Annotated in this window: 12 protein-coding genes; 8 read left to right on the top strand and 4 right to left on the bottom strand. The window is 73.4% G+C overall.

What is annotated here, in order from left to right:
• The first annotated feature begins 53 nt into the window (after positions 1-53).
• Positions 54-353, top strand: a complete 300-nt coding sequence (locus AB5J56_RS20655; RefSeq protein WP_369234212.1) for a hypothetical protein — start codon at positions 54-56, stop codon at positions 351-353.
• Between the two features lie 38 nt (positions 354-391).
• Positions 392-604, top strand: a complete 213-nt coding sequence (locus AB5J56_RS20650; RefSeq protein ID WP_369234211.1) for an MbtH family protein — start codon at positions 392-394, stop codon at positions 602-604.
• Positions 605-678: 74 nt separating this feature from the next.
• On the opposite strand, the gene AB5J56_RS20645 is transcribed toward AB5J56_RS20650, so the two are convergent.
• A complete protein-coding gene (locus AB5J56_RS20645; protein WP_369234210.1) occupies positions 679-1,605 on the bottom strand; it encodes an ornithine carbamoyltransferase in 927 nt (308 codons plus the stop codon).
• Between the two features lie 52 nt (positions 1,606-1,657).
• Entirely contained in the window at positions 1,658-3,019 is a 1,362-nt protein-coding gene (locus AB5J56_RS20640; RefSeq protein ID WP_369234208.1) for a helix-turn-helix domain-containing protein, read from the bottom strand.
• 217 nt (positions 3,020-3,236) lie between these two features.
• Here AB5J56_RS20640 and AB5J56_RS20635 point away from each other — a divergent pair, with 217 nt between their 5' ends.
• On the top strand, positions 3,237-6,254 hold the full coding sequence (locus AB5J56_RS20635) for a BTAD domain-containing putative transcriptional regulator (RefSeq protein WP_369234207.1): 3,018 nt from the start codon (positions 3,237-3,239) through the stop codon (positions 6,252-6,254).
• Positions 6,255-6,385: 131 nt separating this feature from the next.
• Here the strand turns inward: AB5J56_RS20635 and AB5J56_RS20630 are convergent, their stop codons facing one another.
• Together AB5J56_RS20630 and AB5J56_RS20625 are read right to left on the bottom strand one after the other, a co-directional pair.
• Complete coding sequence (locus AB5J56_RS20630; RefSeq protein WP_369234206.1) at positions 6,386-6,601, bottom strand: hypothetical protein; 216 nt, start codon at positions 6,599-6,601, stop codon at positions 6,386-6,388.
• Between the two features lie 179 nt (positions 6,602-6,780).
• Entirely contained in the window at positions 6,781-7,197 is a 417-nt protein-coding gene (locus AB5J56_RS20625; protein WP_369234205.1) for a hypothetical protein, read from the bottom strand.
• Positions 7,198-7,409: 212 nt separating this feature from the next.
• Here AB5J56_RS20625 and AB5J56_RS20620 point away from each other — a divergent pair, with 212 nt between their 5' ends.
• The 5 genes from AB5J56_RS20620 to AB5J56_RS20600 are packed head-to-tail and all read left to right on the top strand — an operon-like array spanning position 7,410 to position 22,341.
• Positions 7,410-8,828: an MFS transporter gene (locus tag AB5J56_RS20620; protein WP_369234204.1), complete on the top strand. Its 1,419-nt coding sequence runs from the start codon at positions 7,410-7,412 to the stop codon at positions 8,826-8,828.
• Positions 8,812-12,390, top strand: coding sequence for an amino acid adenylation domain-containing protein (locus AB5J56_RS20615; RefSeq protein ID WP_369234203.1), 3,579 nt, complete (start codon positions 8,812-8,814; stop codon positions 12,388-12,390). The genes AB5J56_RS20620 and AB5J56_RS20615 overlap by 17 nt, the downstream gene beginning before the upstream one ends.
• A complete protein-coding gene (locus AB5J56_RS20610) occupies positions 12,375-13,439 on the top strand; it encodes a MupA/Atu3671 family FMN-dependent luciferase-like monooxygenase (RefSeq protein WP_369234202.1) in 1,065 nt (354 codons plus the stop codon). The genes AB5J56_RS20615 and AB5J56_RS20610 overlap by 16 nt, the downstream gene beginning before the upstream one ends.
• Positions 13,436-18,187 (top strand): amino acid adenylation domain-containing protein, encoded by a 4,752-nt coding sequence (locus AB5J56_RS20605; protein ID WP_369234201.1) that lies wholly within the window; start codon positions 13,436-13,438, stop codon positions 18,185-18,187. Before AB5J56_RS20610 ends, AB5J56_RS20605 begins: the two co-directional genes overlap by 4 nt.
• Positions 18,184-22,341, top strand: a complete 4,158-nt coding sequence (locus AB5J56_RS20600) for an amino acid adenylation domain-containing protein (RefSeq protein WP_369234200.1) — start codon at positions 18,184-18,186, stop codon at positions 22,339-22,341. The genes AB5J56_RS20605 and AB5J56_RS20600 overlap by 4 nt, the downstream gene beginning before the upstream one ends.
• Positions 22,342-22,344 lie beyond the last annotated feature (3 nt).

Raw genomic sequence — 22,344 nt, 5'->3', positions numbered from 1 at the left:
GGAACCCACGACCGTGGGGTGCAGGAACCCACGACCGACCGAGGAGTCACGCCATGGCGGACACGGACACGCTGGAGAACGTGCTGGACCGGGCGCGCGAGCACATCGACCGAAACGAAGCACTCGGTGAGGCTCAGGTCGCCGTACTGGAAGCCGCGTTGACGCTGTTCAGGGCAGGCCGGCCGCAGCTCGCGGAGCTGCCCCAGGAGCGCACCGAGCTGCTGCGCGACGCGCTCGCCGCCGTCCGCGCGGCCACGGTCGCCACCGGGATCGCGGTCACCCGCGCTCACCGGAGCCCGGTTGCCGCCCAACTGCCTGGCACGCTGCCCGGCCGTCCGGCCGTCCGGCTCTAGCGTTTTTTCCACAACCCGACTTCGCAGAGGTGGACATCATGGCGACCAACCCGTTCGAGGACTCCAGCGGCAGCTACGTCGTGCTGGTCAACGACGAGGGTCAGCACTCCCTTTGGCCGGCCCGGATCGAGCAGCCGGCGGGCTGGGAGCTCGTCAAGGAAGAAAGCGGAAAGCAGGAGTGCATGGAATTCATCGAGGCGAACTGGACCGACATGCGCCCGCGTTCGGTGGTCGCCGCGCTGGCCGGCTGAATCCCGCGCATTCCAAAACGCCTGACGGGCTGGAGAGATCCAGCCCGTCAGGCGTTTACGCATATACGGCTGCGTCAGCTCTCGGAAGAGACCACGCACCATTCCAGGACGGCCATCGCGGCCGTCATCTTGTGGTGCGCCTGCCGCCAGGCGACACTGCGCGCCCCGTCCAGCACCTCGTCGGTGACCTCCTGGCCGCGCACCGCGGGAAGGTCGTGCAGGAACACGGTGTCGGGGCCCCCGAAGCGGTCGAGGAACGCGTCGTCGATCTGGAACCCCTCGAACTCCTCCAGCCAGTCGGGGTTCGCCTTGGGCACGCCCATGGTCTGCCAGCGGCTGGTGTACACCGCGTCGGCCGTTCCCTCGACCTCGTCCAGGCTCGTCACCTGGGTCACCCGTGCTGTGCCGCCCGCGAGTTCGTCGGCCAGGTCCAGCTTGTCCTTGGGCACCTCGTAGCCGCTCGGGCACAGCAGGGTGAGGCGCAGCCCGGGGGTGAGCGCGGTGGCGAGCGCGAGGGCGGCGCCGGAGCTGTTGCCCTCGCCGACGGCCAGCAGATGCAGCCCGTCCAGCGAGCCGAACCGCTCGGTGAGCGTGGCCAGATCGGCGATCGCCTGGGTGGGATGCTCGTCCAGGCTCAGCGCGTTGACGACGGCCAGATCCGGGCTGCTGCCCAGCCGGCGTATCTCCTCCACGTCGCCGTTGGTGCGCACGACCAGCGCGTCCAGGTACTGCCCGAGGACCCGCGCGGTGTCCTCCACGGTCTCGCCGGTGCTGAGCTGCAGCTCGTTCGGGCCGTACGTGATGACGTCGGCACCCAGCCGGGTCGCGCCGCTCCAGAACGAACTGCGCGTCCGTGTCGAGGACTTGGCGAAGTAGATGCCGACCTGCTTGCCGTCGAGTGACCTGCGGTCCACACCGTCGCGGCCGAAGAAGACGGCCCGCCGCACGATCCGGTCCAGCTCGGCGGGCGTCAGGTCGGCCAGGGAGATCAGGTTGCGCATGGCGGAAGTGCCTTTCGTATGAGGGGTCTTGAGAAGAGGGGGCAATGAGGTGTCAGTCGGTGGCGCCGACCAGCTCCGCCGTGGCGGGGCGCCGGTCCTCGAGCAGTTCGCGGACCAGGTTGAGGACGGTGAAGCCGACGGGGCCGCCCGGCTCGGTGGGCAGCTGGCGGATCAGGCCGCGCAGCAGCAGGCAGTGCACGTCGCGGGCGGTCTCGGCGAGCGTCCCGCCGCCGGCGCGGGCGGCGGCGTCCACCGTCCACGGGTCCGGGAGCTCGGTGAGCCGGGTCAGCAGGTCGGTCGTGCGCGGGTCGAGGCCGGTGACGGCGGCGCGGAGCAGTTCGCTCAGCGCGGCGCCGGAGTCCAGGGACTCGGGGGTGACCCCGTCGACCAGGAGCAGCGGGGTGGTCAGGGCGATGTCGAGGAGTTGCTCGGGGGAGTGCAGGAGCAGCCAGGACGCGGCCGCCTCCAATGCCCCCGGGATGCCGTCGAGGCAGTGGCAGATGTGCGCGACGGTGGCGGTGACGGAGTCGGTGGGCAGGACGTCGGGGCGCATGTGGCTGACGTAGGACAGCATCAGCTCGGCGGCGGGACGGCCCGGCAGCAGGGAGTCGCCCGGCCGGGCGGGCGCGCTGTCGGTCGGCAGGGGCGCGGGCAGCGGGGCCAGCGGCAGCAGACGTCCGCCGAGCGGCTGGGCGGCCTGCCGGGCGGTGATGATGATCTTCAGTCGCTCGCAGGCGCGCAGCAGGTTCAGCAGGGCGGGGCCCGCGGCCGGCGCGGCGTCGAGCCCGTCCAGCACGATCAGGGTGGGCTTGGAGCCGATGACGGAGGTCAGCTCCTCGTACCGCTCGCCGTCGCGGATCAGCGAGCGGACCCAGTCGGTCATCGTCGACTGCGGGCCGCGCTCGGCGCCGACGCCGGGTGACTCGGCCATGGGAACCCACAGGACGGGGATCCGGTCGCGGGTGTGCAGCAGCAGGGCCGCCTCCTGCGCCAGCCGGGACTTGCCCACTCCGGGCAGGCCGACCAGGGTCAGCAGCCGGTCGTGCTGTCCGTCCAACCGGCCGGTGAGCGCCTCCAGTTCGGCCCGGCGGCCGGCCAGCGGGCGCAGCGGGGTGGGCGGTGCGGCCAGCTCCGCGCTGTAGAGGGACTGGAAAACGCGCCCCGCGGAGTGGGCGTCGGCGGCGAGTTCGAGTTCGACGCGGCGGGCATCGCTCATGCGCATGGCATTTGCCAGCAATTTGAGGGTCTCTTTACGAGGGTTCCGTACGCGTCCCTGCTCCAGGTCGCGTATGGCGCGGACGCTGACCGTCGAAAGCCCGGCGAGCTGTTCCTGAGTGAGGCCCGCCCGCCGCCGTGCATTCTGGAGCAGTCCATCGAGACCGCCGTTGAGACCGGGCGCAGACTCGGAATTCATTGTTGTCTCCTTGGTCCGTGCGTACCCTTCGGAACTTGTCGGCGGGGCGGGTGGCCCTCCGACTGAGATGAGACTCCGGTAAGGGGTTCCCGAACGCTTCCCGGTGCAGTACCGCACCGTTCCGCATCGGGCTACGATCGGCTCCGACCAGGGGAGAGCTGTGTTCCGACCAGGGAAGAGCTGTGTGGGGACGCAGCGTTGAGGGGGGAGGCGGTCGGTGACGACTGCGGCAGGGATACGTCTTCGGTTCAATATTCTCGGCCCGATCGAAGGGTGGTCGAATGGCGCGCGGCTGAGGCTCGGCGGTGTCATCCAGGAACGGGTTCTGGCCACTTTGCTGCTGGAGCCGGGAAAGGTTCTCCCTGTTTCCCGGCTGGTCGAGGCCGCTTGGGACGACGAGCCTCCGGCGACCGCATCGCATCAGGTCCGCAAGGCGGTTGCGGACCTGCGAAGACGGATCCCGGACGGTGCGGAAGTACTGCTGACCGAGGGCCCCGGCTATCGCGTCGTGATAGATGAATCCCAGAACGATCTGGCCGAATTCGGCCTTATGGTGCGCGCGGCCAAGGCGGCGGTGGCCGAAAGCCGGATTTCCGAGGCCGTCGAATCACTGCGCAGCGCCCTGGCGCTCTGGCGCGGCCCGGTGCTCTCCGGTATAGGCGGCCCGGTGATCGACGCCGCGGCCACCACCATCGAGGAACGCCGGCTGGCCGCCTCCGAGCAGCTCTTCGAGCTCCGCCTGGCGCTCGGCGAGGCCGTCGAGATCATTCCGGATCTACGGGAATTGGTGAGCCGCCACCCGCTGCGGGAAACCCTGCGCGGCCAGTTGATGATCGCGCTGTACCGCTCCGGACGGCAGGCCGAGGCCCTGGAGGAGTACGGCAAGGTCCGCGAACTCCTCGTCGAGGAACTGGGCGTCGACCCCGGCCCGCAGCTCACCAAGCTGTACGAGGGCATCCTGCGCGAGAGCCCCGAACTGGCCGGTCCCGCCATGCCCGCGCCCGCCCCACCGCCGGCCCCGCTTCCGGCCGAGCCGCCCTGCACCCTGCCGTACGACCTCGCCGACTTCACCGGACGCGACCGCGAGCTGGGCGAACTGCTGCGCTGCGCCACGGAGAAGAGCGAGCAGGGACCGCGGATCGTGGCCATCGACGGGATGGGCGGCAGTGGCAAGACCTCCCTCGCCGTGCGGGCCGCGCACCGGCTCGCCGAGGAGTACCCGGACGGCCAGCTCCACATCGACCTGCGCGGATATACCCCGGGCGACCAGCCGGTCTCCGCGGGCACCGCGCTCGACAGCCTGCTGCGCGCGCTCGGCATACCGGGGGACCGAATACCCGACGAGGTGGCCGGGCGTACGGCCCTGTGGCGCGCGACGCTCACCGGGAAGCGGCTCCTGATCCTCCTCGACAACGCGGCCGACGCGGACGGGATCCAGCCGCTGCTGCCCGTCTCGCCCGGCTGCCTGGTGCTGCTCACCAGCCGCGCCCGTCTGGTGGACCTCGACGGCGCGCAGTGGATCTCCATCGGTGTGATGCCGCCGCGCGAGAGCGCCGCGCTGGTCGCCGAGACACTCGGCGTCGCACGGGTGGCCGCCGAACCCGAGGCCGCCGCCGAACTGGCCCGGCTCTGCGACCACCTCCCGCTCGCCCTGCGGATCGCCACCGCCCGGCTGCGAAACCGGCCCCGCTGGACCCTGCAGTACCTGGCGGAACGCCTGCGCGACGAGACCCGCAGGCTCGACGAGCTCAGCTCGGGCGCCCGCAGCGTCTCCGCCACCCTCCGTCTGTCGTACCAGGCGCTCGACGAGGAGTGCCGTACGGCGTTCCGGATCCTCGCCCTGCATCCGGGCGGCGACATCAACGTCCACGCGGCGGGCGCGCTGCTCGGCTCCGGCATCTGGGACGCCGAGGACCTCCTCGAACGGCTGCTCGACGTGCACCTGGTCCAGCAGCCGGAGATCGGTCTCTACACCTTCCACGACCTGGTCCGCAGCTTCGCGCAGAGCCTCTTCGACTCCGCGGCCGACGGCGCCGGCGAGGACGCCGACGCGGTGGAGCGGCTGCTGCGCTTCTACCTGACGGCGACCGAGACGGCCTGCGACGTCCTCTACCCCGGCCGCCGCCACCGCCCCACGGGCATCGACAACTCCACCGCCGAACTGCCGGACCTGCGCGACGCCGAACGTGCTCAGGACTGGTTCACCCGGGAGCAGACGGCGCTTCTGGCGGCGGTCACGCTGGCCGAACGCCGACGCCAGGACCGGTACGTCGTCTGCCTGGCCCGCAACCTGGTCTTCCAGCTCAACGCGCGTGGACAACTGGAGGAGTTCGGGGCGCTCGGCCGGGTCTCGGTCGCCGCGGCGCAGCGCCTCGGCGATCTCGCCCTCCTTGGCATGAGCCTGTCTAATCTGGGGGTCGCCTGCTGGCGGCTCGGCCGGTTCACCGAGGGACTGGAGGCGGCCCGGGCCGGCCGCGACGTCGCCGCCCGCCTCGGCGACCGGCACACCGAGGCGCACAGCGAGAGCACCCTCGGCCAGTTCAACAGCCTGCTGGGCAACTTCCCCGAAGCCCTCGTCCACCTGGAACGGGCCACCGCCTACGAACGGGAACTCGCCATCCCGCGCGCGGAGGCCGACAGCCTGACCCTCCTGAGCACGCTCTATGAACAGTGGGGCCGCTACGAGGAGGCCAAGACGGCGGCGCTGCGCGCGGTCGAACTGCGCAGCGGCCTTGGCCAGTACGAGAGCCAGTTCAGCGCGCTCACCGATGTCGCCTTCGCCCAGATCGGGCTGAGGGAGTACGAGGACGCCGCCTGCAGTCTGGAACGGGCCCGCGAACTCTGCGCGGACGAGGGCGATCCCGGTGATGTGGCGCTGATGATGGCCCTGCTGGCCGACGTCGACGAGCACCTGGGCCGGCCGGTGCGTGTTCCCGACCTCGCCGAGCGGGCCCTCGGCCTGGTGGCGGCCAACGCCTCGCCGCTGCGCCGGGCCAAGGTGGAGAACATCGTGGGCCGGCTGCGCCGCAGACAGGGTGACCGGGAGGCCGCGCTCGCCCTGCACGCGCACGCCCACGAGCTCGCCTCCGGGATGAGCTACCGCATCGAGGAGGCGTACGCGCTGTCCGGTCTCGCCGACTGCACCGAGGACAGCGAGAGCGCGGCCCACCATCGCGCCGCGGCCGAGGCGCTCTTCGCCAAACTGGGCGTTCCGGCGGACCGCCGCCGGCGCTGACGGCCGTCGGAGTTCGCCGCCGGAACGATTCTGCACGCCTGAGACACCGCACAACGCAGTGCCCCCGCCCGGGAGTTCGGGCGGGGGCACTGTTTGTGGTGTCTGGAAGCGGTGCGCCTGGGGCGGTGGGATCAGCCGGCGACGATGACCGTGGGGCCCTGGCTGTCGGCGAGGATCACGGTCGGGCCCTGGCTGTCGGCGAGGACGCTCGTGGGGCCCTGGCTGTCCGCGAGCTGGTGCTGCATGCCCTGCTGGATCTGGGTGACGCCCGCCTCGGCCGAACCGCCGAGACCGAGGACCAGCGTCGCCGCGACGAGACCGATGAATCCAGCAAGCTTGCGTCCCATGGTGTCCGCCCCTAAGTGGTGTTTGTGGAGTTTGCGGTGTTTTCCGCTTCCCGACACCACTGATGTTGCTGGCGGCCGTTCCCGGGCTGTTCCCCGTGCGTTACCGCCCTGCGGGAACGCATGCGGGAACGGCCCCAGAACCCCTGCGGGAACGCCCCAGGAACGCCTCTGACCTGCGGTTACCTGTCCAGGCTGCAACCCACCACGCGCGGTCCCGCCGCGGTCAGTACCACCTGCGTACGGGCCGGTCCCGACTCATGTCCCGCCAGATCGAGCAGGGACCTGACGAGGGAACGCACGGCGGCCCGCGCGGACTCGTCCAGCGCCGGCGGACCGGCGTCCACGCCCCCCGGATGCGCGGCGATGCGGGACACGCTGTGCATGCCGTTCACCGTCTCCGTGTCGACGCTGAACTCGGGCCCCTCCGGGGGGTCCTGGGCGGCGCCCGGCGCTGCCGCCGGGTCGTCACCGTTCGCACGCTCGGCCCACCGCTCCACGGTGGACAGGTCATGGAGCGCGTGCGACAGCTCCGCCCGGTCCGACGGCGCGTGCGAGGGCTCCGCCCGGTCTGGTGAACGGTCCCGCGAGTCCTTCACGGAAGTACTCCTTCTGCAGACAACGACACCGCGACCGTGGCGCGCGGTGGTCCCGATCCCGTCCCGTTCCGTTCCCGCGAAATTCCCGATCACCCGTTCGCGATGGGAACGCGCCGGGAAGCCGCCGCCCCATGATGGCGCCCAATCGAACTCGGACACGGGCCTCGACGGCCCGTATCCGACTGGCATGCGACCGTCCTGGGGGCAGCGCAGTGACAGCAACTCCACCCGTCGAACCACCCGGCCGCTTCACCGGCATGGGACCGCTCATGCTGGTCTGGTCGGGGCAGGCGGTCTCGCTCGTGGGGAGCGCGGCGGTCCGGTTCGCCTTCGTCGTCGACGTCTGGTCCGCCGGTGAGCGGGCGAGCGCCGTCACCGTCCTCGCCCTGTGCGCCGTACTGCCGCAGGCCGTCCTCAGTCCCATTGCGGGTGCAATCGTAGATCGCATGCGCAAGCGGTCGGCGATGCAACTGGCCGACGCCGGAGGCTTCCTGGTCGTGGGCTGCCTCGCGCTGCTGCACTACCTCGGCCAGCTGCAGTCGTGGCAGATCTACCCCGCCACCGTGCTGCTCGGCGCCTGCGCCGCCTTCCAGCTCCCGGCGCTCGCCTCGGCCGTGCCGCTCTTCGTCCGCAAGGACCAGCTCGGCCGGGCCAACGGCCTGTTGGCGGGCGCCAAGAGCGCCGCCGGCATCTGCGGCCCCGCGCTCGGCGGAGTACTCCTCGCCTTCTGCGGGATCGGCCCCACCCTCCTGATCGACCTGGCGAGTTACGCCTTCGCCCTGGTCGGCGTACGACTGGTGCGGCTGACCGGGGACCGGCCCGCGCCGAAGCCGGAGCCGGGCGCCCCGCGCCGCAGGATCACCGCCGAGGCCGTGGAGGGACTGCGCTACCTCTTCCGGATGCCCAGCCTGCGCGATCTGATCGTCAACTTCTGTGTCGTCAACCTGGTCATGGTCTTCGGCTTCGCGCTCATCCAGCCCATGGTGCTGCTGCGCGCGGACAGTGCGGCACTCGCCGCGGTCAACTCCGCGATCGGCGCCGGCGGGGTCGCGGGCGGTGTGCTGATGGCCGCCTGGGGCGGGCCGCGCAACCGGGGCCGCGGCATGATGCTCGGCATCGTCGGGATGTGCCTGTCCGCGCTGGTGGGCATGGCGTTCGCGGACGGTGTCGTCGCCTGGTGCATCGCCGTGCTGATCGGCGCGCTGCTGACGACCGTCGTCAACTCCCAGATGCACGCCATCGTGCAGACCAAGGTCCCCCAGGAGTGGCAGGGCCGGGTCTTCGGCGCGGTGATGTTCCTCGGGTACATCTCCGTCCCGCTGGCCACCGGCCTCGCGGGCCCGCTCGCCGACCACGTCTTCGAACCGCAGGCCGCGCACGGCAGCGGGCTGTACACCGTCCTCGGCCCGCTCCTCGGCGACCGGCCCGGCAGCGGCATGGCGGGGATGTTCCTCCTCGCGGGCCTCGCCGGCATCGGGGTCGCCGCGTGGGGGCTGGCCAGCCGGTCCATACGGGACATCGATGTGCTGCTGGCCGATGCGGAGCCGGAGCCGACGCCGGAGCCGGATGACGACGGCTGCCGAGAGGCCGCGGCATCTCAGGAAGGGGACCGGCATGAAGTGCGTGCATGAGCTCGTCGAGGAGCGGGTGCGGGCCGTGCCGGACGCCACCGCCCTGATCGACGGCGACGACCGCCTGACGTACGCCCAACTCGACGCGCGTGCCGCCCGGTTCGCGGGCCTGCTCGCCGGGCACGGCGTACGGCACGGCGACACCGTCGGCGTATACCTGGAGCGCTCCGCCGAACTGGTCGCCACCGTCCTCGGCATCCTCAAGGCGGGCGCCGCCTATGTGATCCTCGACCCCGGCTTCCCGGCTGCACGGCTGCGCGCCATGGCGGCCGACGCGGGTGTCGGCGCCGTGGTGGCCCGCCGCGACACCCCCCTCGATGGCGTCGGGGCCCGCCCGGTGCATCCCGAGGACGCCCCGGCGGCGGTCCCGCTTCCGCCCGGCGCGGTACGGGTCACTCCCGACGACCTCGCCTGCGTGATGTTCACCTCCGGCTCGACCGGGCGGCCCAAGGGCATCGCCGCCCCGCACCGCGCGGTCGCCGAGACCCTCACCGGCCAGGACTTCGCCTCCTTCGGCCCCGGCGCCGTCTGGCTCCAGTGCGCGCCGCTGTCCTGGGACGCGTTCGCCATGGAGCTGTGGGGGCCGCTGATGAACGGCGGCACCTGCGTGCTGCATCCCGGGCGCCGGCCCGAGCCGTTCGTGATGGCCCGGCTCGTCGCCGAGCACGGCGTCACGTCCATGTATCTGTCCTCGTCGTTCTTCAACGTGATCGTCGACGAGTACCCGGGCGTGCTCGCGGGGTTGCGTGAACTCCTCGTCGGGGGCGAGGCGTTGTCGCCGCCGCATGTGGCTCGTGCGCTGGAACGTCACCCGGGGCTGCGGCTGAGCAACGGGTACGGGCCCGTCGAGTGCATGGTCTTCCTCACCGTTCACCCGGTCACTCCGGAGGATCTGCGGGCCGGGGGGCCGCTGCCGATCGGGCGTCCCCTGGCGGGGAAGCGGCTGTACGTCCTCGATGAGCTGCTGCGGGGCGTGCCGGACGGGGAGGCGGGGGAACTGTACGCCGCGGGGGCGGGGGTGGCCCGGGAGTACCGGGGCCGTCCCTCGCTCACCGCGGAACGGTTTGTGGCGGCGGGGCCGGGGGTCGTGTCCACGCCCTCCGGTGAGCGCCTCTACCGCACCGGTGACCTCGTCCGGCGCCGCCCCGACGGTGTCCTGGAGTACCTCGGCCGCGCCGACAGCCAGGTCAAGATCCGCGGGTTCCGGGTGGAGCCCGGTGAGGTGGAGAGCGTGCTCGCCCGGCACCCCGGCATCGACCGCGCCGCCGTAGTCGCGCACGAGCACTCCGCAGGCGACCGGCAGCTCGTCGCCTATGTCGTCCTCCGCGCCGATGCCCAACAGGCGCCCACTGCCAAGGAGTTGAGCACCTACGCCCGTACGGTCCTCGCCGACTACCTCGTCCCCGCCGCCTTCGTCACCCTCGACGCGCTCCCGCTCACCCCGAGCGGAAAGCTCGACCGCGCGGCCCTCCCCGCACCCGTCGAGCCGGCGGTCGGACAGCAGGCCCCCGACGCCGGCAACGCCACCGTACGTACCCTCTGCGCGCTCTTCTCCCAGCTCCTGGAGTCCGGCCGGGCCGCAGGTCCGGACGACGACTTCTTCGAGCTGGGCGGGCACTCCCTGCTGGCGGCCCGGCTGCTGGGCAGGGTTCGCGCGGTGTTCGGCGTCGAGATCGACATCCGTACGCTCTTCGAGGCGCGCACCCCCGCGCTGCTCGCCCCGCACGTCGACCGCGCACCCGCCGCCGTACCCCTGCGGGCGCCGGCGTCGGCGTCGGGCCCGCTGCCGGTCTCCGACGCCGAGCAGCGGCTGTGGTTCCTGGACCGGATCGGTGCGGGCGCCGCCTACAACCTGCCGATGCTGGTCAGGCTGCGCGGCGCGGTCGACCCGTTCGCCCTGGGCGACGCGCTGGCCGACGTCGCCGACCGCCACGAGGTCCTGCGCACGCTCTACGACGAGGCCGACGGCGTACCCGTACGACGGGTGGTGGACGGTCCGGACGCACGGCCGCCGTTCGCCCATCTGCATGTGAGCGAAGCCGAGTTGGAGGAGCGGGTCGGACGGGAGGCCCGGCGCCGCTTCGATCTGCGGACCGAACTGCCCATGCGGGCCGCTCTGTTCACCATCCGGGAACGCCCCGACGAGCATGCGCTGCTGGTGCTCGTGCACCACATCGCGGGCGACGGCTGGTCGCTGCGCCCGCTGTTCGGTGACCTCTCCCGCGCCTACGAAGCCCGGGTGAGCGAAGCCGGACCAGGGGGCGGCGAAGGAGCCACCGGCCTCGACCCCCTCCCCGTCCCCTACGCCGAGCACGCCCGCCGCCGCCTCGACCGCCTCGGTTCCCCGGACGCCCCGCAGTCCCTCGCCGCCCGCCAACTGGCGTACTGGAACGGCCGATTGGCGGGACTACCGGTCGAAGGGCCGCTGCTTCCCCGCCGCCCCGAGCGGCCCGCCGTGCCGGGCCCGGACGCCGGTGTCGTCGTACGGCGGCTGGACGCGGCGGCGCACGCCCGGCTCGTGGACTTCGCCCGGGACCGTGGCGCCACGCTCTTCATGGCCCTGCACGCCGCCCTGGTCACCGCGCTGGTGCGGGCCGGGGCCGACCCGGACACGGCGGTCGCGGCGCCCGTCGCCGCCCGGGCCCAGGAGACCGGCGCGGAAGACGTGGTCGGGTTCTTCGTGAACCTGCTGGTGCTGCGTGCCGACGCCTCCGGCGACCCCACCGCGGCCGAGCTGCTGGCCCGGGTCCGGGACGCCGACCTGGGCGCCTTCGCCCACCAGGACGTGCCGTTCGAGCTTGTCGTCGGCGCGCTGAACCCGGTCCGGCTGTCCGGGCGGCAGCCGTTCACCGACGTGGTGCTGGCGCTGCAGAACAACGCCCGCGCCGAGGTCACGCTGCCCGGCGCCGACGGCGGTGTCGAGCTGGTGCGCACCGGCGCCGCCCGCTTCGAACTCCTCGTGGACGTCTCGGAGTCGACCCGGCCGGACGGTACGCCCGGCGGTCTCACCCTCACCTTCGAGTACCGGGCCGACACCCTGGAGGAGTCCTTCGCCGACTGGCTCGCCGAGGCACTCCCGGAGGCCCTGGAGTCCGCCGCGGCCGACCCGGACACCCGGATCTCGCAGCTCGCCCTGCCGGAGCCACCGCGCCGGGCCGGACCGGACGACCGCATCGAGGTACCGGAACGCGCCGAGCGGCCCGCCCACCCGGCACGACCGCTCACCGCCCTGGAGCAGCGCACCGCCGCCGTGTGGTGCGACGTGCTCGGCCTGCCGGACGTCGGCAGACACGACGACTTCTTCGCGCTCGGCGGCAACTCGCTGCGCGCCGTCCGGGTCGCGGCCCGGCTGAGCACCGAAGGGCGGCCGGTGACCACGGCGCAGATCTTCGCCGCACCCACCGTCGCCGCCCTCGCCGCCGAGCTGGAACGGGCCGCCGCCGGCCCGTCGCCCGCCGCGGCCCCCATCCCGCGCCGGCCGCGCGTCGCGCGCCAGGCCGACCAGACGACACCCCACCGCGGAAACAGGAAGCAGGAGGACAGGCAGTGGACCTCAGCGTGATGTTCTTCGGTGCGGACAGCACCACCGCCGGCCAGACCCGGCACGAGCAGGCCTACGAGGACATCCTCACCGTGGCCCGGGAGGCCGACCGGCTCGGCTTCCACGCCCTGTGGACACCCGAGCGGCACTTCCAGCAGGTGGGACAGGTCTTCCCGAGCCCGCCGGTGCTCGGCGCGGCCCTCGCCGTCGCCACCGAGCGGATCGGCATCCGCGCGGGCAGCGTCGTCCTGCCGCTGCACCATCCGCTGAAGGTCGCGGAGGACTGGGCGGTCGTCGACAACCTCTCGCACGGCCGGGTCGGGCTGTCCGTCGCGACCGGCTGGCACTCCGCCGACTTCGCCCTCGCCCCCGGCAACTACGCCGACCGCCGCGCCCGCGCGATGGACACCGTCCCCGTGCTGCGCTCCCTGTGGGCGGGCGAGAGCGCCGAGTACCCGGACGGCACCGGGCGGCCCGTGAGCGTCGTACCGCAGCCGCGGCCCGTCCAGGACACCCTGCCGCTGTGGATCACCACGTCCGGCAACCCGGAGACCTGGGAGGCGGCCGGGCGGATGCGCTGCGGCGTGCTCGGCGCGACCGTCGGGCAGAGCCGTGACGAACTCGCCGACAAGATCGACCGCTACCGCGCCGCCTGCGCCGCCGCCCCCGACCAGCGGGGCACCGACGCGCACGGCCGCGTGACGCTCATGGCGCACACCTACGTCGGTGCCGACGACGCGGAGGTGCGCCGCCTGGCCGCCGCCCCGCTCAAGAGCTACCTCGCGTCCTACCTGCGCCAGACCGCCGCCAACCGCACCGCCGACGCCGGCACCGCCGCGCTCACCGAGGAAAAGACCGCGATGCTCGCCGAGTTCGCGTTCGAGCGCTATCTCAGCTGGGGCAGCCTGCTGGGCTCGCCCGGCCACTGCGCCAAGATGCTCGCCGACCTCGCCGAGCTGGGCGTCGACGAGATCGCCTGCTTCATCGACTTCGGCCTCGGCCGCGACGACGTACTCACCGGCCTGCGGCGGCTCGCCGAGCTGGCCGAGCTGAAAGAGGCCCTGCGATGACCGCCCCTGTCTCCACGAGCCCGCTCACGTACGGGAGTTCACCCAAGCCCCCGCCTCCCTCCCTCGCCGACCGCTTCAGCGCACTCGGCGGCGAGCAGCGCGTCCGCCTGCTGCGCCGCATGGTGGAGACCGGCCGCGTCCGCGAGATACCCGCCGTGGTGCCGCCGCGCGACCCCGCCCGGCCCGTGCGGCTCAGTCCCGCCCAGCAGGACCTGTGGGTGTACGAGTCGCTGTATCCCGGCACTCCGGCGCTCAACCTGTGCTGCGCCTACCACTTCGACGAAGCCGAGAACGGACCCGTCGACCCCGCCCACCTGGAGAGCGCCCTCTCCCTGATCCAGCGCCACCACGACATCCTGCGCACCCGGGTCACCGAGACACCGGACGGCGAGCTGAGCGTCGACTTCCCCGACACCGGCGCGTTCGTCCTGGAGCGCGAGGACCTGCGCGGCACCGGCACGACGGTCGGGCAGGCCTTCGACACCTTCCGCCGCCGTCCCTTCGATCTGGGTCAGGACCGGCTGATCCGCGGGCGGTTCGTGCAGGTCGACGAACGCCGTACGACGCTGATGCTGAGCGTGCACCACGTCATCGCCGACTGGTGGTCCTTCGACGTGCTCCAGACGGAGTTCGCCGAGGCCTACCGGGCCGTGCGCGAGGGCACGAAGCCGCGGCTGACCCGGCCGGCCGTCCAGTACGCCGACTTCTCCTCCTGGCAGGGCGAGTTGGAGGAGGCCGGGGTCTTCCGGGAGCGGCTGGACTTCTGGCGCCGCTACCTCGCCGACCTGCCCGGACCGCTCACCGCCCCCGGCTACGGCGCCGCGGCCGACGACCCCGAACGGGACCTCGACGGCATCGTGCACGTCGAGTTCGGCCTCGACGCGCCCACCGCCGCCGCCATCCGCGCCCTCGCCCGCAACTCGGGCACCACGGTCTACGTCGTCCTGATGGCCGCGTTCGCCGTGCTCGCGCACCGGGTGACCGGCGCCGAGGACATGGTCCTGGGCACCCCGGTCGCCAACCGCTCCGCCAAGGGCCTGGAGCAGGTCATCGGGTACGTCATGAACGCCGTGCCGACCCGCTGGCGGGTGCGCCCCGACAGCGCCTTCGCCGATCTGCTCACCGCGTTCGCCGCGGACTTCCCCGACCTCGTGGCCAACGCCGACCTGCCGGTCGGGCGGATCGTCGCGGCCACCGCTCCCGAGCGCAGCATCGGCCGGTCCCCGCTGTTCCAGTGGGTGTTCATGCACCTCAACCAGCAGCCGAGCGTGTCCGCGGTCCGCGAGTTCGCCGAGCCGGAGCGCATCCACACCGGCGGCGAGCACGACCTCGTCGGCGTCGTGAAGGACGACGGCGACGTCATGATCGGCAGCTTCGAGATCCGCACCGACACCTTCTCGCCCGACGCGGTGACCCGCTGGGCCGAGTGCTACGTCGAACTCCTCCGGCGCATCACCGCCGAACCCGCCCTGCGCGTACGGGACATCGACCTGGTTCCGGGCCCGCTGCGCCGGCACCTGCTCGACGTCTCCACCGGTCCCGCCGCGCCCGCGCCCGCGTCCCTGCCCGAGCTGGTGGCCCGCCAGGCCGCCCGCACCCCGGACGCACCGGCTCTCGACACGGGCGCGCGGATATTGACGTACGCCCAACTCGTCGATCGCATCGACCGGTTGGCCGGAGAATTGGCCCGACGCGGCGCCGGACCCGGGCGGCTCGTGGCGCTCGCGCTCCGCCGCGGCACCGACTGGCCGGTGGCCGCGCTGGCCGTCCAGCGCACGGGCGCCGCCTATCTGCCGCTCGACCCGGACCATCCCGGGGAGCGGCTCTGCCGCACCCTGGCCGACGCCCGGCCGGTGCTCGTGATCGCCGAAAGCGCCGGCTTCGCAGCTGTGCCGGACGTGCCGGTACTGACGCTGGACTCCGCCGCTTTCGAGGGCGCCGCCTACGACGGCCCGTACCCCGACACAGCCTCCGCCGCCTATGTCATCCAGACCTCCGGCTCGACCGGCGTACCGAAGGGCGTCGTCGTCCCGCACTCCGGGCTGGCCGCGCTCGCCGGGACCCTCACCGACCGCTTCGCCCTGGGCGCCGACAGCAGGGTCCTCCAGCTCGGCCCGCCCACCTTCGACATCTCCGTCGCCGACCTGTGCATGGCCTTCGGCTCCGGCGGCACGCTGGTCCTGCCGCCCGACGGGGTCCTCGTCGGCGACGACCTCGGGAGCGTGCTCACCCAGCGGCGGGTGTCCTGCGTGATGGTGACCCCGTCGGTGCTGGCGACCGTCCCCGACGGCGGCTACCCCGACCTGCGGGTCCTCGCCGTCGGCGCGGAGGCCTGCCCGCCGGACCTGGTGGCCCGCTGGTCGGTCGGCGGACGCCGGTTCCACAACGCCTACGGGCCCACCGAGGCCACCGTCGCCGCCACCCTCTCCGCGCCGCTGACCGCCGACAGCACGCCGCCGCCGCTGGGCACCCCGGTCGCCGGCACGGACGTACGTCTGCTGGACGAGCAGCTGCGCCCGGTGCCGCCCGGCGTGCGCGGCGAGCTCTATCTGTCGGGGCCGCTCGCCCACGGCTATCTGCACCGCCCCGGCCAGAGTGCCGAACGGTTCGTCGCCGATCCGTACGGGCCGCCCGGCAGCCGGATGTACCGCACCGGCGACCTCGCCTGGCGCGACGACGACGGCACCACCCACTACCTCGGCCGCACCGACGACCAGGTCAAGCTGCGCGGCCTGCGCATCGAACCCGCCGAGATCACGGCCGCGCTCGTCGAACACCCCGGCGTGAGCCGGGCGGTGGCCGTCGTCCGGGAGGGAGCGGGCGGCCGGCCACAGCTCATCGGCTACGTCGTCCCGGTCCCCGGGCACGCCCTGGATCCGGAAACGTTGCTCGCGTACGCCGCCGAGCGGCTGCCCGCCGCGTTCGTCCCGGCCGACGTGGTGATCCTCGGCGCTCTGCCGCTCACCTCCCGCGGCAAGATCGACCGGGTCGCCCTGCCCGCCCCCGTGCCCCGGACACCCTCGGCGGCTCCGGGCCGCGGCAGCGCCGCCGCGTCCGGCCCGCAGCGGAAGCTGTGCGCGCTGTTCGCGGACGTCCTCGGCGTCCAACAGATCGACGGGGACGACGACTTCTTCCGGCTCGGCGGCGACAGCATCATGGCCATCCAGCTCGCCGCCCGGGCCGCAGCGGCCGGTCTGACCCTCGCCCCGCGCGACGTCTTCACCGCCCGCACGCCGGCCCGCCTCGCCGCCCTGGCCCGCCCGTCCGCCCCCGAGGCGCCCGCCGAACCCGACATCGCCGAGGGGCGCCTCCCGCTCACCCCGGTCATGCACTGGTGGCGCGAACAGGACGGCCCGCTGGGCACGTTCACCCAGTCCATGGTCCTCCCGGTGCCGGACGGCATCGACCTCGACCGGATCCGGGCCGCCGTGCGCGGCCTCGCCGAACGGCATGCCGCCCTGCGCATACGGCTGTTGCGGCACAGCGGGGCCGACTGGGAGCTGGAGGTGCCCCCCGGGGACGGCGGCGCGGGGGCCCGCGCCTCGCGTGTGGCCGTCCCCGCGGACACCGAACCGGAGGTGCTCGCAGCCGAGTTGGCCGCGAGTGCCGTACTCGACCCGGAACAGGGCGAGATCCTGCGGGCGGTCTGGCTCGACGCCGGTCCGGACCGCGCCGGGGCGCTGCTGCTCACCGTGCATCACCTGGCGGTGGACGGGGTGTCCTGGCGGGTGCTGGGGCCGGAGCTGGCGCGGTCGCTGGCCGGCGGGGCGGTGGAATCCGCCGGGTCCTCGGCGGCTTCGTTCACCCGGTGGGCACGGCTGCTTCCGGCGGAGGCGCAGCAGGCAGTGGGCGAACTTCCCTGGTGGAAGGAGCAGTTGACGGGTTCCGACTCGATGGCGGCCGGTGCTGTCGAGGCCGGTGCGCGTCGATCGACCGTGACCATCGAGCTGGACGCCGAGCTGACGAGGAACGCGCTCGTCACCCTCCCCGGGGTGTTCCACTGCGGCCCGGACGCCGTGCTGCTCACCGCGCTGGTGCGGGCGGCCGTCCGCCGGCGGGGGACCGGATCGGCGCTGCTGGTTCAGCTGGAGGGTCACGGCCGCGAGGCGCTGTCGGCTCCCGTGGACGTGTCCCGCACCGTCGGCTGGTTCACCACGCAGTACCCGGTGCGCCTCGACCCCGGCGCCTCGGATGCCGGGGTCACGGCGGCCGACGCGCTCAAGCGGGTCAAGGAGCAGCTGCGGGCGGTGCCGTCCGGCGGCCTCGGCTGGGGCCTGCTGCGCTACCTCCACCCCGAGGCGGGCCCCGGACTGGCCGCGCTCACCGTGCCCGACGTCCGCTTCAACTACCTGGGCCGGTTCGCCGACGGCGACACCGCGGGCGGGCGACTGCTCGACCCCGGACCCGACGCGGTACCGCTCGCCCACGCCCTGGAGATCGACGCCCTGGCCAGGGAGAGGGAGGGCGAACTCCGTCTGGAGGCCACCTTCTCGTACGCCGACGGCGTGCTCACCGAGGCCGACGCGGGCGAACTCGCCCGCCTGTGGACCGAGGAGCTGACCGCCCTGGTGGCGGACGGCGCGGACGCCGGGGTCTCCGGGAACACGCCCTCCGACTTCCCGCTCGTCGAGATGACGGTCGATCAGCTCAGCGCCTTGGAAGACGACTTCGGATTCGACGAGGACGAAGACCTCGGGCACCAGGACGACTTCGGGTTCGACCTGGCCGACGGGGTGATCGACCGATGAGCGGGCCCGTCGCGGACGTCCTGCCGCTGTCCCCGGCGCAGGAAGGACTGCTGTTCCACACCCTGAAGGACACGTCCGGACCCGACCCGTACCTGGTCCAGGCCCGTTTCCGGCTCGGCCCCGGCATCGAGTCGGCGACGGTGCGCACCGCGGTGACCCAGCTGCTGCGACGCCACCCCAACCTGCGCGCCTGCTTCCGGCACGAACGGCTCGACCGGCCCGTGCAGATCGTTCCGCGCGCGGTCAAAGTCCCTTGGCGGGAGGCCGATTTGACGGGGCTCACCCCCGCCGAGGCGGCCACCAGGACCGAGCAGCTGCTGCGCGCGGACGCGGCCCGGCGCTTCGACCCGGCCCGGCCGCCGCTGGTCCGCGCGGTGTTCGCCCGCCACGACACCGGCGCCGAACTCCTTCTCTCCTTCCACCACATCCTGCTCGACGGCTGGTCGATGCCCGTCCTGGAGGAGGACCTCGCCGCCCTGATCGCGGGCCGCGCCCTACCGCCCGCCGCGCCCTACCGCGACTACCTGGCGTGGCTGAGCCGGCAGGGCCAGGAGGGGCAGGCCAAGGCGGAGACCGCGTGGGCGGAGGCGCTGGAGGGCCTGGAGAAACCCGCACTGCTCGCGCCGCACGAGAGGGACGACCGGGCGGACGCCTTCGATCACGCCCAGGTGTGGCTGTCCGCCGACCTGACCGCGGCGCTCACCAAACGGGCGGCCGACGTGGGCGTCACGCTCAACACCCTGGTGCAGACGGCCTGGTCACTGGTGCTGGCCCGGATGACCGGCTCCCGTGACCTGGTGTTCGGCGCGGTGGTGTCCGGCCGCCCGCACGATCTGCCCGGCGTGGAGAGCATGATCGGGCTGTTCGTCAACACACTGCCGGTCCGCGTACGGCTGCGGGCCGGCGAGACCGCGGGGGAGCTGCTGGTCCGCCTCCAGGGCGAGCAGTCCGGCCTCGTCGCGCACCATCACGCGCGCCTCGCCCAGGTGCAGCGTGCGGTGGGCGTCGGGGAGCTGTTCGACTCGATCCTCGCCTTCGAGAACTTCCCGCAGCGCGCCGGGGACGACACCGGCCCGGACGAGGTGCACCTGGTCCGGGTCACGGACGCGACCCACTACCCCGTCACCCTCGCCGTCGTCGCCGGTGAGCGGATGATGCTGTCGGTCGGCTGCCGCCGGGGCCCCTCCGCGTCCGCCGTCACCGACCGCATGGCCCGCGCCCTTGAACAACTGGCCGCCGACTGCGACCGGTTGGCCGACGAGATCGATGTCCTGCCACCCGGCGAACATCTGCGGCTGCTCGATCTCGCCGCCGGACCGGTCCGGCCCGTCGCCGAACCGGCCACCGTCACCGGCCGGTTCACCGCCCAGGCCGCCCGTACGCCGGATGCCGCCGCCGTCGAAGGGGACGGCGGAACCCTGACCTACGCCGGCCTGGACGCCGCATCCGACGCGCTCGCCGCCCGGCTGGTCCAGGCGGGCACGGCCCCCGGCGACACGGTGGCCCTGCTCCTGCCCCGCTCCCCGTCCGTGGTCGTCGCCCAGCTGGCGGTGCTCAAGGCAGGTGCCTGCTGGCTCCCGCTGGACCCCGCCCAACCGGCCGCACGCCTGGCCCGCACGGCGGGGGAGGCGGGGGTCGGGCTGGCCCTGACGCATGCCGGGAACACGGTCCAACTACCCGAGAACATAAGGCTGTTGGACGTAGCCGACACTCCCAGGGGCGTCCCGGAAGGCCAGCTCCCTCCTGCCCACCCCGAGTCGCCCGCGTGCGTCCTCTACACCTCCGGCTCGACCGGCGAGCCCAAGGGCGTCGTCGTCCCGCAGCGGGCCCTCGTCGAACTCGCCGCCGACGCCCGCTTCCGGGGCGGCGCCCATCGGCGGGTGCTGCTGCACGCCCCGTACACCTTCGACTCTGCGACGTACGAGGTGTGGGTCCCGCTGCTGAACGGCGGCACCGTGGTCGTCGCGCCGCCGGGGCCGGTCACCCCCGCACTCCTGCGGCGGGTGATCCCCGAGCGGCGGATCACCGCGCTGCTCCTCACCCCCGAACTCCTGCGCACCGTCGCCGAGATCGCGCCCGACGCACCGGCCGGGCTGCGCGAGGTGTGGGCCGGGGGCGACGTCCTCGCGCCCGAGACCGTGGCCCGGATCCGGCAGCACTGCCCGGGCACGACCGTCGTCAACGGCTACGGCCCCACCGAGGCGACCGTGTTCGCCACCGCCCACACCGCCGCGGACGGCTCGGGCGCCGTGCCCGTCGGACGCCCGCTGGACAACACCCGCGCCTACGTCCTCGACAGCGGGCTGCGTCCGGTGCCCGTGGGCGGCACGGGGGAGCTGTATCTCGCGGGCACCGGCCTCGCGCACGGCTACCTAGGGCGGCCCGGCGTGAGTGCCGAGCGGTTCGTCGCCGACCCGTACGGGGCGCCCGGCACCCGGATGTACCGCACCGGTGACCTGGCCCGCTGGGCACCGGACGGCACCCTGGCCTTCGCCGGCCGCGCCGACGACCAGTTCAAGGTCCGCGGCTTCCGCATCGAACCCGCCGAGGTCGAATCCGCCCTCGCCGACTGCCCCGGCGTCCGCCGCGCCGTCGTAGCCCCGCGCCTGGACGCCACGGGCGGCAAACGCCTGGCGGCGTGGCTGGTACTGGAGGAGCCGGGGGGCCTGGAGAAGTCCTCGGATCTGGAGGAGCCGTCTGGCCTGGGGAAGCCGTCTGGCTTGGAGGAGCCGTCTGGCTTGGAGGAGCCTTCCGACCTGGAGGAGCCTTCCGACCTGGGGAAGCCTTCCGGCCCGGAGCAGCCCTCAGACCTGGAGGGGCCCTCGGATCCGGAGAAGCCCGCTGGCCTCGACAACCCCTCCGACGACCCTTCCTCCGCTCCCTCAGCCGACCCCTCCAGCGACCCCTGGCCCCAAACCCTCGCCCGCGTAAGGGAGTTCGCCTCCGCCCGCCTCCCCTCCCACCTCATCCCCTCCGTCTGGGCCCGCATCGACCGCATACCGCTCACCCGGCACGGCAAGACCGACCGGGCCGCGCTGCCCGAGCCGGTCGCCCTCGCCCACCCCGCCGCCACCCGTGCACCGGGGAGCGCCACCGAGCGTGAGCTGTGTGCGCTGTTCGCCGAAGTGCTCGGCGTACCCGCGGTGGACCCGGACACCGACTTCTTCGCGGCCGGAGGCCATTCCCTGACCGCACTGCGGCTGGCGTCGAAGGCGCAGAGCGCGCTCGGCGTGCCGGTGCCGCTGGCCACGCTGTTCGCGGCGCCGACCCCGGCGGGCCTCGCCACCCGGCTGAAGGGCCAGGGACCCGGCAGTACCGGAGCCCCGTCCGCCGACCCCATGGCCTCGCTCGCCCCCCTCCTCACCCTCCGCGCGGAGGGTGACCGCATCCCGGTCTTCGGCGTGCACCCCGGGCTCGGCCTCGGCTGGTCCTTCGCCGGGCTGCTGCCGCACCTCCACCCCGACCGGCCGCTGCACGTGCTCCAGAGCCAGGCGCTGACCGAGGGCGCCAAGGCGCTGCCGGACAGCGTCGGGGCGCTGGCGGACGCGTACACCGAGCGCATCCGCGCGGTGCGGCCGGGCGGCCCGTACGTGCTGGTCGGCCAGTCCTTCGGCGGCCCGGTCGCGCACGAGATCGCCGTACGCCTGCGGCGCGCGGGGCAGGAGGTACGGCTGTTGGCGGTCCTGGACTCCATGCCCCGCCCGCCCGGCACATCCCGGCTCCCGGCGGACGTGGTCGAACGCGAAGTCCTGCGGATCCTGCTGAACAGCCATGTGCCGAAGGGCGCGGGGCAGTCGTCGGAGCCGTCAGCGGGGCCGCCCTCCACCCGCGCGGAAGCGTTCGCAGCCGTCCGCGCCGCAGGCAGCCCCCTCGCCGCCTTCGGCGACCGGCTCCTGCACGCCATGGCCGACGCCGGTACCCACCACATCCACCTCTCGCGCAGCTGGCGCCCGTCGCCGTACGACGGCCGGCTGGTCCTCTTCTCCGCGACGCACGACCCGTGGCCCAGCACCGAGGAGCTGACCGAGGCCTGGCGGCAGTGCACCGCCGGCGTCGACACGCACGAACTGGCCTGTACCCACAGCGACGTACTCCGACCGGACCCCGCGGCCCTGATCGCCGCCGTCCTCGAAACCGCCCTCCAGGGGGACTGACCG

Source organism: Streptomyces sp. R21, assembly GCF_041051975.1.
GTDB lineage: Bacteria > Actinomycetota > Actinomycetes > Streptomycetales > Streptomycetaceae > Streptomyces.
Note: the sequence above shows the minus strand (reverse complement) of the source record. Positions and strands in the feature narration are given on the sequence as shown.